Annotated in this window: 9 protein-coding genes; all 9 read right to left on the bottom strand. The window is 74.5% G+C overall.

Annotated features, from left to right (window positions below; genetic code table 11):
• Positions 1 to 8: 8 nt before the first annotated feature.
• Entirely contained in the window at positions 9 to 434 is a 426-nt protein-coding gene (locus E5082_RS10735) for a phage tail protein (RefSeq protein WP_086696354.1), read from the bottom strand.
• A gap of 60 nt (positions 435 to 494) precedes the next feature.
• The gene (locus E5082_RS10730; protein WP_135791022.1) at positions 495 to 1,469 is read right to left on the bottom strand and encodes a hypothetical protein; all 975 of its coding nucleotides are present in this window, start codon (positions 1,467 to 1,469) and stop codon (positions 495 to 497) included.
• A 1,972-nt stretch (positions 1,470 to 3,441) separates the two neighbouring features.
• Positions 3,442 to 3,600 carry a DUF6760 family protein gene (locus tag E5082_RS32345; protein WP_165507338.1) on the bottom strand — a complete coding sequence of 53 codons (159 nt, stop codon included), beginning with the start codon at positions 3,598 to 3,600 and terminating at the stop codon, positions 3,442 to 3,444.
• Positions 3,597 to 4,094, bottom strand: coding sequence for a zinc-ribbon domain-containing protein (locus tag E5082_RS10725; protein WP_031183844.1), 498 nt, complete (start codon positions 4,092 to 4,094; stop codon positions 3,597 to 3,599). Before E5082_RS10725 ends, E5082_RS32345 begins: the two co-directional genes overlap by 4 nt.
• Positions 4,091 to 4,531 (bottom strand): phage tail protein, encoded by a 441-nt coding sequence (locus E5082_RS10720; RefSeq protein WP_030803419.1) that lies wholly within the window; start codon positions 4,529 to 4,531, stop codon positions 4,091 to 4,093. Before E5082_RS10720 ends, E5082_RS10725 begins: the two co-directional genes overlap by 4 nt.
• A 48-nt stretch (positions 4,532 to 4,579) precedes the next feature.
• On the bottom strand, positions 4,580 to 6,139 hold the full coding sequence (locus tag E5082_RS10715; RefSeq protein WP_135791021.1) for a phage tail sheath family protein: 1,560 nt from the start codon (positions 6,137 to 6,139) through the stop codon (positions 4,580 to 4,582).
• A 141-nt stretch (positions 6,140 to 6,280) separates the two neighbouring features.
• Positions 6,281 to 8,326, bottom strand: a complete 2,046-nt coding sequence (locus tag E5082_RS10710) for an ATP-binding protein (RefSeq protein WP_135791020.1) — start codon at positions 8,324 to 8,326, stop codon at positions 6,281 to 6,283.
• The gene (locus tag E5082_RS10705; protein WP_135791019.1) at positions 8,323 to 9,030 is read right to left on the bottom strand and encodes a Pvc16 family protein; all 708 of its coding nucleotides are present in this window, start codon (positions 9,028 to 9,030) and stop codon (positions 8,323 to 8,325) included. Before E5082_RS10705 ends, E5082_RS10710 begins: the two co-directional genes overlap by 4 nt.
• Positions 9,027 to 12,248 (bottom strand): DUF11 domain-containing protein, encoded by a 3,222-nt coding sequence (locus tag E5082_RS10700; protein WP_229918793.1) that lies wholly within the window; start codon positions 12,246 to 12,248, stop codon positions 9,027 to 9,029. The genes E5082_RS10705 and E5082_RS10700 overlap by 4 nt, the downstream gene beginning before the upstream one ends.
• Positions 12,249 to 12,251 lie beyond the last annotated feature (3 nt).

Here is a 12,251-nt window from a genome sequence, read left to right as displayed (position 1 = left end):
GCGGGCGGTCAGGAAGGAACCAGCCCCTCGTGCGCGATCTCCAGCGTCTCCACCGCCGCCTGCGAACTGGCCGGATCGAACGACGGGCCCTGCCAGCGGACCGGCACGATCCCGTACACCTGCCAGCCGATGATCCGGCTGAGGTCGGGGCGCAGCGCGACGATCTCGCCGTCCTTCGGCTCCACCCGGCGCAGCGTCTCGTCCAGCCACCGGCCGATCTTCGCCGTGTCCGACGTCACCGGCCGGGTCAGCGTGATGTTCGACCAGGTCACCCGGCCCGGCAACTGCCACGTGAACCCGTTGTTCCCGCCCTCCGCGTACGTCTCCATCTCGACCTGCGCCCCCATGCCGGAACACGTGTGGAACGCGCCGAGGTCGTTCCCGCCGATGTTGAGCCGGAAGAAGACGCTCGTGGCGAAGATGTTGTCGGTCATGCTGCTCGGGTTCCGTCCGTGGGGCGTTCGGGGGTGGCGGGGTGGGTCAGGGGCGGTGTCTCAGCGACGGCCGTCGAAGGGGCGGCCCGTGCGGTCCCGGCCCCGGCGCAGCTCGTTGCGCAGAAGGCGGGAGACGGGTTCCAGCAGGCGCCGGGCCAGGTCGTCCAGGTCGGGGGAGGAGTCGGGGGCGGGGGGTTTGGGCCGGGTGGAGTTCTTGCCCGGCTGCTTCGTGCCGGTGGTCGTGTTGGCGGCTTGCGCGGCGGGCGTGCCCTGGGCGGGCGGGGTGCTGGTGCCGCCCTTGTCCCGCTGGATCTGGGTGCGGACCGCCGGAGGAGTGGGACTCGACGGGGTGAGGGCTGCTCCGGTGTCCCGCTGGATCTGGGCGGGGCGGACCAGTGGAGTCGCGGCGTTGGGCGTGGCGGGGGCTCCGCCGCGCGTGGGGCGGACCAGGGGAGCGGGGGCCGGCGGGGTCGCTTCGTGGGCGGGGGAGTTCACCAGGAAGGGTTGTACGGTGGGGGGTTGGGGTGCAGTGACCGGGAGCGGGCGTGGCGCCGGGGTGGTGGGGGTCGCGGCCAACGGGGTCGAGCGGGCGGCGGCGGGGGCGACCGGGCGTTGGGGGGCGCGTTGGACCGGGGTCGATGCCTGTTCCGCCGTCTCGCGCGGCCAACGGGCGGCCACCACGGGGCGTTCGGCCGTCCTGCGCTGGGCGGGCGCGGCGATGGGAGGTGCCCCCTCGGTGCTGAGGGTGAGGGGGCGGGCGGGGAGGAGGTTCAGGGTGGGGGACGGCTTGCCGGTGGCCGTAGGGGTGGGCTGACCGGCGAGGGTCACGGACCGGGCTACGACCAGGGGGGTGGTGCCGGGGGAGGGACGTGCGGGGGTGCGGGGCGCCGGGGCCGGGGTGGTGCCGGGGGAGCGGGGTGCTGAAGTGGGGGTGGCGCCGGGGGTACGGGGTCCTGGGGCCGACGTGTTGCTGGGGGTACGGGGTGCCGCAGTCTGCGGGGTGGCGGGGGCGCTGGGCGCCTGGCGGGTGGGCATTCCGGGGTGTGCCGGAGCCGAGGCCGCGGGGGACTGGGGGGTACCGGGTGCGTGAGGGGTCGGGGTGCCCGGGTGTGCCGGGTGCCGGTCGGTACGGGACGTCTGGACGGTGGGCGTGACCGGGCGGGCGGGGGTCAGGGGAACCGAGGCCTGGCCGGTGCCGGACGTGTTGCCGGACGTGCTCGGGCGTGCCGAAGTCAGCGGTACGGAGCCCGGATCGGTGCCGGACACCCGAGGGGCCGACGTGCCCGGACGCGCCGGGGTCAGGGGCACCGCGCTCTGGCCGGCGCCGGGGGCGGGACTCGGGCCGCCGGGGGACGTGGCCGGGGACGCGGGACTCTGGCGCTCCGGGGCACCCAGGGTCGGACGCTCGGAGGCGCGGGGCGTGGTGGGAGTCGCCGAAGCGCGTTGCGCCGCAGGACGCGTGTCTTCGGGTGCCGTGGTGCGGCGCGCGGGGGTGTCCTTGGGTGTCGTGCCGGGCGTCTCGGGCGCGGGGGCGCTCGTACGGGCCACGGTCAGAGGCGCGGGGCCGGCGGGGCCGCCGGTCGGCGCGGGGTCCGTGCTCGTGCGGCGCTGGACGGCGCCGGGCGTCGGCTCGTTGCCGCCTTCAGGCTGCCGGCTGCCCAACAGAGGCTTACGCGCGTCCTGTTGAGGCGTCGGTGCGGCGGACCGCTGCACCGGGGTCCGCCCGGACCGCTGCCCGGTGCCGGGCACGTCGGCCGTCGGAGGCAGCTCCGACAGCGGCGCCCCCAGACCTGTCCGGGTACGGGGAGCCTGCGGCTCGACCGGGCGCTGGACGGGCTCGGCGGCCGCCGTCTCCGCCCGACTCCGCACCATGGGAAGCACGGGCCCCGGAGTGCTGCCCTCGACGGTCCCCTGCTTCATCGGCACCGCAGTGGGCGGAAGCTGGGGCATCGGCTCACCCAGCGGCGGACGGCTCCCCTCCCGCCGCTGAACCGTGGCCTGCTCGGCCTGGGCACCCTGAGAACCCTGGGCACCCTGAGAACCCTGAGCACCCCGAGTGACCTGACCAGCCTGCGCCTGAGGCTCGGGCGCGGCCACCGTGGAAGCGACGGCCGGCACAGCAGCCACCCGCCGCACAGGACCGGCCGGCCGCCGAGCGACGACCAGCGAGCGGCCCACCGGAAGCGGACGCACGGAAGGGGTTACGGCGCGCCCCCTCTCCGTACCGGACGAAGCCGGGACGCTCTCGGCGCGCGAGCCGGTGTGCGCAGGCGCGACAACCGGTGCCGCCCCACCTGTGCGAGGGTCCACCACCGCGACGCGCCGCACGACGGGAAGCGCCCGCGCGGCAGGAGCCGTTGCGGCCGCCGCCCGCTGCACGGCAGGCTCCGGCGCACCGGCGTCGAGGGCCACCGCCCGCTGCACCGCGGGCTCCGCCCCACCGGCGCCGAGTACCGCGGGAGACGACGTGGACGTAAGCCCACGCTGTTCCCCGACCGAGTCGGCAGCCCCCCGCCGCCGCACCGCAGGCCCACCATCACGCACGGCCCCAGTGGATGTCGCCGCTTGCCGGGGCCGGCCGGTCACAACCCTCTCCGGCCGCTCCCCACCCGCAGGCGCGACCTCTTCCGCTTCCTCCCGCCGCACCGCACGCAACAGCAGCGGCCCGCCGCCACTGAACGTCTCCCCGGGCCCCGAAGCAGCCTGGGCGACCCCCCGCACCAGACCAGCGGGAGCCGAAGGCAGCACCCCGTGCGCGAGCCCCGTGTCGAAGGACGGGTCGCGCCAGGCCGCCAGCCCCGCGCGGAAGCCGAGCCCGTCACTGACCGCCAACGGGGCACGGGAAACCGTCAGTTCAGGCGTGGCAGCCGCACGCCAGCCGCCGTCCCAGCCCTCGGGCACGCCGACGCCGGCAGGCGCCTGCTCCACTGGACCGGAGCCGGCGCTGCCGACGTCCCCGGCGGCGGGCGGCCGGGGCCGACGCACCCTGTCTCGCCATCCCATGCGGTCAACCGCCTTCGTTCACGCGGGTGTTGATGCGGGCGATCTCGGTGACCCACTCCCGGCGCTCGGCATGGGTGAGGTCGAGGATCTCCTCGCGGCTCCAGTGGAAGTGGTAGGCGACGTACGCGATCTCCTCCCGCAGCCGGGAAGGCGCGTACGTCACGATTCCCCCAGGCGCCCACCCGAGAGGTCGACCTCGAAGCCGCCCTCGCAGTGCGGGCAGGTCACCGCCGCACGCGTGTGGCCCTCGCTGTTGACGCGCCGGTAGAAGTCCTGGAGGAACGCGACATCGGTCGCGTACATCCGCTCCACGATCCCCGCGTGCACATCGGTGACCGTGCCGATCCGGGTGATCACCTGGCTGAGCAGCACGACACTGAGGTACGCCGGGTTCTCCTTGACCCGCAGGTCGATCTGCGGGCGCAGCTCGTCGCGAGCCGTGGCCAGGCGCATCGAGCCGTGCCGGTGCACGGTGCCCGCCTCGTCGACGTACCCGCGCGGCAGCTCGAACTCGAACTCCGTGCGCAGCGCGGGCTCCTGGCGCGGCGGCGCCGCGGGCGTGAACGGCTTGGACACCGCCTCCGCCTCGTCCTTCGCGGGAGCCGTCGCCTGGAGGATCTCGTCCAGGTTGCCCGCGGTCACCGTACGGCGCCTCATTCGACGATGATCTCCTCGAACACGATGGTCACGGACTCGGTGGCGGCCGACGACTCGCCCGCCTTGAGGGACGGGCCCTCCCACTTGGACGCCCAGCCCTGCATGAGCTGGATGCGCCGCACGGTCTCACCGGTGGAGTCCTTGATCTCGATGGTGAGATTCTGCCGCGCCGTGTCCACCGCGCCGTTGTTCAGCGTCTCCTTGATCCACGAGGTGAACTCGCTGCTCTGGTCGAGTCCCCGGGTGATCGTGATCTCGCCGGCCTGGCGGGCGCCCGGCTGCTTGCGGATGATCTGCTTGCCCTCGGAGCTGACCTGCCGGACCTCGACCACCTCCTCCTCGACGCTCAGGCCGCTGATCTCCTGGATGGATTCGACCAGGTAGCCGCCGAGCTGGACGCCGAAGATATGGGTGGAAAGAGCATCGCCCTCAGCCATGACTGTCTGTCACCTTTCTGGGTGGATAAGTGCCGGAAGCGACGGAGGTCACTCGTCGACGAGGCTGGTGCTGTCGGAGAACTGCGCCAGCCGGAACACCACGAACTCGGCCGGCTTGACCGGCGAGACACCGATCTCGCAGACCACGCGTCCCTGGTCGATGGACTCCTGCGGGTTGTTGTCCCGGTCGCACTTGACGTAGAACGCCTCCGCCGCCGTGCGCCCGAACAGCGCGCCCCGGCGCCACTCCTCGGTGAGGAAGGCGCTGACGTTGCGCCGGATGCTCGACCAGAGCCGGTCGTCGTTCGGCTCGAACACCACCCACTGGGTGCCGAGCAGGATCGACTCCTCCAGGTAGTTGAAGAGCCGGCGCACGTTCAGGTAGCGCCACGCCGGGTCGGAGGAGAGGGTGCGCGCACCCCAGACCCGCACACCCCGGCCGGGGAAGGTACGGATGCAGTTCACGCCGATCGGGTTGAGCAGGTCCTGCTCCCCCTTGCTCAGCCGCAGCTCCAGGTCGACCGCGCCGCGGATCACCTCGTTCGCCGGCGCCTTGTGCACCCCGCGCTCGGTGTCGCTGCGGGCCCACAGGCCGGCGACGTGGCCGCTCGGCGGGACGGTGATGTTGCGTCCGGCGGCCGGGTCCAGCACCCGGACCCAGGGGTAGTACAGGGTGGCGTAGCGGGAGTCGTAACCCGCCTCGTCGTTGCGCCAGTTGCGGACCGCCTGCGCGGAGAGGCCGGGCGGGGCGTCGAGGACGGCGACGCGGTCGCCCATCTGCTCGCAGTGCGAGATGACGGCGAGCTGCACCGTGCGCAGGCCCTCGGCGTCGATGTCACCGCGCTGGTAGGCGCTCATCAGGTCGGGGACGGCGACCATGGTGATCTCGTCCACGCTCTCCAGACCGGCGAAGCCGGTGCGCGCCTCGGCGTCACCGACGTACTCGGCCGGGTCCAGCCGGGCCACCTGGCCGGAGGCCGAGGGCGCGGGCGCGGCCGGGGCGTCCGGCACGGCGATCGTCTGCGCGGCCGGCCGGGTCTGGTTCCCGCCGCGCTGCTCGCTCACCTCGATCAGCTTCGAGTTGCGGGCCTGGGTGGGCAGGTAGCCCTTCACATTCCGGCGGGTCGAGGCGTCGTAGGTCTCGGCCACCTGCTCGCCCTGGCGGACCAGGACGCGGAAGCGGTCCTCCGGCGGGTTCTCGCCCTCCGGGTCGGCGATCTCGATGGACACGCCGGTCACGCCGGGCTTGGCCGCGATCTGGAAGCCGCCCACCTCGACGGCGAGCGCCGCCTGCTCGGGCCGCGCGCCGTCGCCGTTGCCGGCCGGGGCGGAGGAGTCGTCGGCGGAGCCGCCGATGCGCACGACGTAGGCGGAGCCGCCGCCGTTGGCGAAGTAGCCGTAGACGGAGTGCGGCAGGTACGCGCCCTGCACGAAACCGCCGAAGATCCGGCTGTACTGGTCCCAGCTCGTCACCAGCGTGGGCTCGTGGAACGGGCCGTCCTCGGCGAAGCCGACGAACGCGGCGACCGCGGTGCCCACACCCTCGATCGGGCGAGCACCGGACTGCACCTCCTCCACGTAAACACCTGGGGTGAGGTACGTCGGCATGCTCGCTCCTTCACGGGTCCTGCGGTCCGGGTCTCCTCAACCCTTTCCTCGGACCGTGCCCCGCGGCAGGGGACATCGGGCCCTGCCCGGGGGCAGCCAGGCTGCCCGCGCGGGCGGACCGGCCGCACCTCGCGTGCAGGGTCAGGCGGCCGTGACCTGCGCGAGCCAGGGACCGAACTCGGCGGCCAGCACCAGCCGGCCGAGCTTGCGGTACTCCTGCGCGACCGACTCCACCACCTGCCGCATCGTCAGCTCATTCCCCGAATCCGCCGCGAGATACGCGGCCGTCACCGCACACGACCGGATCGAGCCGCCCGCCAGCTCGAACCGGTCCGCGCAGAACGTGAGGTCGACGTCCTCGGCGCGCGGCAGCCGCTCGCCCAGACACCGCTCCCACAGCGCGAGCCGCTGCGCCGCGTCGGGCATCGGGAAGTCGGCCACCACGTCGAGCCGCCGGGTGAACGCCTCGTCCAGGTTGGCCCGCAGGTTGGTGGTCAGCACCGCGATGCCGTCGAAGGACTCCATCCGCTGGAGCAGGTACGCCGACTCGATGTTGGCGTGCCGGTCGCGGGCGTCCTTCACCTCGGAGCGTTTGCCGAAGATCGCGTCCGCCTCGTCGAACAGCAGCACCGCGTTGACCGCCGACGCCTCGGTGAAGATGCGCTCCAGGTTCTTCTCGGTCTCGCCGATGTACTTGTCCACCACGGTCGACAGATCGACCACGTAAAGGTCCATGCCCAGGTCGGTGGCGACCACCTCGGCGGACATCGTCTTGCCGGTGCCGGACTCCCCGGCGAACAGCGCGATCACGCCGCGCCCGCGGCCGCCGCCCGGCCGCATCCCCCACTGGCCGAGCACCTGGTCGCGGTGGCGGGCGCGCACCGCGAGTTCGCGCAGGCCCCGCAGGGTCCTCGGCGGCAGCACCAGGTCGTCCCAGCCGACCGCGGGCTCCACCCGGCGCGCCAGCCGGGCCAGTCCCGCCCCGTTCTGCGCCCGCACGGCGGCCCGTACGTCCTCGGCGGCCACCGGGCGCCCGGCGAGCGCCGCCGTGCGTACCGCGGCGTCGGCCGCGCGCCGGAGCTGGCCCGAGTCGAGCCGGTGCGCGGCCACGGCACGCGCCAGGTCCTCACCGCCCGAGCCGTCCGGGGCCCCGGCCGCCTCCAGCGCGAACCGCCACCGCACGGCCTGCTGCCCGGGCGAGGAGGTGCCCACCGTGAAGGACACCGGGGTGCGGACGGCCCACGCCGGGTCCCAGACCTGCGAGCCGTAGGTGAACATCGGAATGCCGGACAGCGCCGCGCACACCGTGCGCAGCACGTGGGTCCGCTCGGAGGGCTTGTCCGGGAGATCGTCCAGCGGGCCGAGCACCACCCCGGCGCCGGTCAGCCGGGCCTCGCGGGCGGCGGCAGCGGCCAGTTGGGGCAGGTCACGTGCGTGCCGGGCCAGGGCCACCGCGTCCAGGACCAGCGGGACGCGGCCCGCCTCACGCAGGGCCGCGTCCGCCAGGCCCTCGGGGGCACCGCCGACTGCCCGCAGGTGCACATGCCCGGTGCCGCTCCGGACCCCGGCGGCGGCCCGCCGGACCAGCGCGGGGTCGGCCGCCGGGTCGGCCGTGTGCTCCCCGAGCACGGAACCCAGGCGGGCGTCCGGCGCGGTGTCGCCCAGCAGATGCGCGGTCACCCGGTCGGGCACCGTCAGCACCCGCGACAGCGGCGGCCGTTCCGGCTCCTGGACCTCCAGCAGACCGCCCGCGAGCAGCGGTGCGCCCAGGGAGAGGCGGAAGCGGGCCGGGGACAGTCCGGTGTGCCCGCACAGTTCGAGGGCCAGTCCGACGGTGGGCCGGCGCCGGGTGAGGTCGTCGTTCAGATAGCCGTAGAGCTGCTCGAAGCGGGCGTCCAGGTCCGGGGCCAGGGCGACCAGCAGCAGGTCCAGGTCGAGCGGGGAGAGCCCGAAGTCCCGTGCCAGGCGGCCGAGTGGGGAGTGCTCCGCCGACCGCTCCGGCTCGGCGGCGGACGGTTCGCCGCGCGTGTCGAGGACGCGCTGGGCCGCCTCGGGGGTGAGGTACTGGCCCCGGTAGGGGTCGTCCGGGTCGGGGTCGACGGCACGCCGTGCGGCGACCGCCTTCCGTACCCGCTCCTCCACGGTGTGCAGCCGCCGCCACAGCTCCGGTTCCACGGTGTGCGTCATGGCTGGCGGTCACCCCTCCTGCGGCGCCGGGCGGGGGCGGGGCGCCGCTCGCGGGACCCGCCGAAGCCCTCCCCGCCGGGGTCGTCGATCTCCGTGTAGCGCAGCCGGCGCGCCGACTCCGCCTCGTCCGGCGGGGAGTGGGGCACCGACCGGACGACCAGGCCCTCGGTGACCGGCGGTGCGGCGACCCGCTCGATGCCGGCCAGCGGGGCGCGTACCCGTACCCCGAGCGACGGTTTCAGCTCGCCGCCCAGCGCGGACCACACGTCGGACGCGGCCGGGGCGTCCAGGCCGGTACCGCCCGCGTCCAGGCCCACGATCAGGCCCAGTTCGGCGAGCGTGCCGGTCAGCAGATGCGGGGGCAGGGTGTCCGTGGACACCAGGGTGGACAGCACCTGGGACAGCAGCCGGTGCTCGTCCTGCGGCCGGCTCGCCCACGCGGTGACCAGATAGGTCAGCTCGAACCAGCGGGCGGGCGAGCGGCGGGCGACGACGAAGCCGTCCTCGTCGTAGATCTCGCCCGCGCTGCTGTTGCGCCGGGAGTTGTCCTCGCGGATGTCGTACAGGAACGCGCACACCGTGGGCGCGCTGCGCCGGGCCGCCCAGTCGCTGGTCGGCGCGTCGAAGACCACCTCGACGCCCGACGCGGCCAGTCCGGACTCCTCCAGCAGGCCCCGCAGGGCCTCGTCGACCTCGTGGATCACCGTCGGGTCACCTCGTCCGGGGGCTGCACGCTGCCGTTGACGACCAGGAAGTCCGTCTTCACCGGGGAGAAGCCGGGGCCGCTCGCGGTGATGGTGCGCGGGCCCGTCTGGTCCTTGGCGAGGATCAGCAGCTGCCCGATGAACGTGCCGTCGGGCAGTGGCACCGTCGGCGCGGCGGCGGCCGTGATGCCGGGCTTCCAGCGGAACCGGACCGGCACGCCCGGCGGGAAGTCCTTGCCGCGCACCGAGGTCACGAAGCCGGGCTTGCCGATCGGCGGCACGGCGACGATCTTGGGCTGGAGGACACGCAGCCGCTGCTGGGCGGAGTTGTCGCTCCGGTCGGCGTCCGTGCCGGTGGTGGTCAGGGTGCCGGTGACCTGGGCGGTCAGCGCCCTCTTCGGGCTGAGCACGACCTGCAGGGTGCTGCGGCCGCCGGGCGCCAGATCGGGCAGCGCGCACAGCCAGTCGGCGTCACAGCCGGGCGGGCGCCCGTTGTTCGGCACGTTCGCGGGCAGCCCGATGCGTAGCCGGAGCCCGGTGGCCAGCGCGTTACGGCCGTTGCGGACGGTGTACGTGACGACCACACGGCCGCCGACATAGCCGGGGTTGGGGTTCGCGGTGACCGTCACGCCCGGCCCGGCCTTCGGCGCCGGGGGTTCCGGAACCGGCGGCGCCGGGGGCGCGGGCGGTACCGGAGGCGCCGTGGGCGGCGTCGGAGTGGGCGGGGCCGGGCTCGGTGTCGGCGTCGGGGTCGGTGTCGGTGTCGGGTCGGGCGGCGCGGGTGCCTCGCGCACCGGGACCACCGTGCGGTCGGTGTTGTCGCTCGGGTCGGGGTCTATCACCGCGCCGGTCACCGACCAGTCCACGGGCTGGTCGCCGGGCGTGACCCCGGTGACGGTGACGGTCACCGGGACGGTAGCGCCGGGCGGCACCACGCCGAGGTCGCAGGTGAGCCCGCGCACGTCGCAGTTCCGGCCGGGCGCGGTCAGCCCGGTGACGGACGCCCCGAGGGGCGGCGCCACGGTGAACCGGGTGCCGGGCGAGGCCGCGGGCCCCTGGTTCACGACGTCGACGCGGACGGCGCCGGTACGGCCGACGACGACCTGCCCGGAGGTGTCCGGGGCCTGTACGGCCAGGTCCACGGACTGCTGCACCGAGGGCTCCTTCTGGCGGCCCCCCAGCGCGGTGGTGAGCGGGGTGAGGGCACCCGACTCCACGTCCACCCGGCTCAGCTTCTCCGGGCTGTTCGCCGCGAGCCGGGCGCGCGAGCTGAACACCAGACCGGTGCCGTCCGCCGTCCAGGCGGCGTCACGCGGCTGGAACGGACCCGTGGCCGAGGCGTCCGGCAGCTCCCGGCGGCACGCGCCCGGCAGACCGCGGCCGGCGGCGGGCAGCAGCACCCGGCAGTCGTCGCCCGACACCGAGGTCAGCAGAAGCCCGCCCTGCTGGTCGACCCGGCCGCCACCGGCCTTGCGGTTGAAGGCGATGGTCTGCCCGTCGGGAGAGAAGGCCGGGCTGTCGTCGATGACGTCGCAGGCGCCGGGGCAGTTGGCGGAGCTGAGATCGCGCTGCTGGTCGAGGTGGTCGACCGGGACGGTCCAGATGTGCTTGTTGCCGTTGCCGCCGTCGATGACCTGCGTACGGGTGAAGGCGAGGCGGGTGCCGTCCGAGGACCAGGTCGGCTGGGCGTCGGTGCCCTGCGCCTGCCCGGCCGGCGGGGTGATCGTGCCCCGGAGCGCGCCGGTGGCCACGTCGGCGATGAGCACCCGGCCCGGCCCGGCCGCGTCGCCGGTACCGCCGGGCGAAGTACGCCGGAAGGCGAGCAACTTGCCGTCGGGGGAGAAGGTCGGGTCGGTGTCCCAGTCCTTCGGGCCGCGCCCGGCCAGCGGCAGGGCCCGCGGGTCGGAGCCGTCGGCGTCGGCCAGCCAGATCCGCTCGATGCGTCCGGCGTCGGAGTCCTCGAACCGGGTCAGCACGATCTGCCGCCCGTCCGGGGTGTAGTTCTGCCGCTCGGTCCACGGGTCGGACCCGGCGGCGGGCTGGAACAGCGGGTCCTTCGCCGGATCGGTGTTGGTGTCGGCCGCCGGGTCTTCCTTGAGGATGGTCAGGCCCAGGTCACGGGGGTCCGAGCCGTCCGCGCGGGCGTCCTGGAGGGTCACCACATGGGGTCCGGCGGCGGTGGTGCGGTCCACCACGGCCCCGCCGCCGTCCACCGGCCCGAGCCAGGTGACCGTGCCGACCTCGCGGTCCTCGGTCAGGACGAGCGACCGGTTGCCGTCGTCGTCGGAGTGCACGACCGTCCTGAAGACATGGTCGAAGTCGCCCTCGCAGGTGCAGTCGCGGTCCGGGCTGAGGAACAGCAACTGGTTCCCGTCGGGCAGCCAGGCTGCCCCGTGGGTGCGCCAGCCTGCCTCCGTGGCGCCCAGCAGCGGGCCGCCGTCACCCGAACTCGCGTAGACGTAGCGCAGCTTGGGGCCTTCGGCGGTGGTGGCCGTGTAGGCGATGATGTCGCGCTTCTCGGCGTTGTCCAGCGGGTTCCACGCCGGCTCGCTCGCCGTGCCGTTCGCCGGATCGGTGACGCGGTTCGCGGTGCCGCCCTGGAGCGGGCGGACGTAGACCTGCTGCCCGGCCAGGGGATCGGCGTCACTGGAGTACGCGAGCCGCTGACCGTCCGGCGACACTGTCGGGCATTCCTCGTCGGCCGGGGTGTTCGTCAGCCGGGTCAGGCCCGTGCCGTCGGTGTGCACCAGCCACAGGTCGCGCTGGGTGGCGCCGCCGGGGCCGCCGGGCTCGGCCGAGTCGAAGACGACCGACCGGCCGTCCGGCGTCAGCCGCGGGTGTGCGGCGTCCCGGCCGCTGGTCAGCTTGGTCACGGAACCGTCGGCGGCCCGGAGGTAGACCTGCGGGTTCCGCTCGTCCCGGCGGCTGGCGAACACCAGCCGGTCGCCCAGCGCCGAGGGTTCCACGTCGTAGTGGGTCGCGCCCTCCCCGAACAGCGGGGTGCTCGACTTCGTCGTCGCCACCCGGCCCAGGCTGCGGTGCCGGGTGCCCGCGAAGGCGATCCGGGTCACTCCGTCGTCACCGGCTCGGGGGCGGGCCTTCGCCGTACCGGGACCGGCGGCCGCCGTCACCGCCAACAGGGGGACCAGCAGCAACAACGCCAGGCCGATCCGCTCCAGCGGGTACCGCCACCCGCCGGCCTTGTCCGTGCCCGTCACGGG

The sequence above is a fragment of the Streptomyces griseoluteus genome, assembly GCF_004784465.1.
Taxonomy (GTDB): Bacteria; Actinomycetota; Actinomycetes; order Streptomycetales; family Streptomycetaceae; genus Streptomyces; species Streptomyces griseoluteus.
Note: the sequence above shows the minus strand (reverse complement) of the source record. Positions and strands in the feature narration are given on the sequence as shown.

Excerpts from the sequence above, each read along its gene's own strand:
- E5082_RS10735 (WP_086696354.1), bottom strand. The coding sequence starts at position 434 with ATGACCGACAACATCTTCGCCACGAGCGTCTTCTTCCGGCTCAACATC.
- E5082_RS10715 (WP_135791021.1), bottom strand. The coding sequence starts at position 6,139 with ATGCCGACGTACCTCACCCCAGGTGTTTACGTGGAGGAGGTGCAGTCC.
- E5082_RS10710 (WP_135791020.1), bottom strand. The coding sequence starts at position 8,326 with ATGACGCACACCGTGGAACCGGAGCTGTGGCGGCGGCTGCACACCGTG.
- E5082_RS10730 (WP_135791022.1), bottom strand. The coding sequence starts at position 1,469 with ATGCCCACCCGCCAGGCGCCCAGCGCCCCCGCCACCCCGCAGACTGCG.
- E5082_RS10720 (WP_030803419.1), bottom strand. The coding sequence starts at position 4,531 with ATGGCTGAGGGCGATGCTCTTTCCACCCATATCTTCGGCGTCCAGCTC.
- E5082_RS10725 (WP_031183844.1), bottom strand. The coding sequence starts at position 4,094 with ATGAGGCGCCGTACGGTGACCGCGGGCAACCTGGACGAGATCCTCCAG.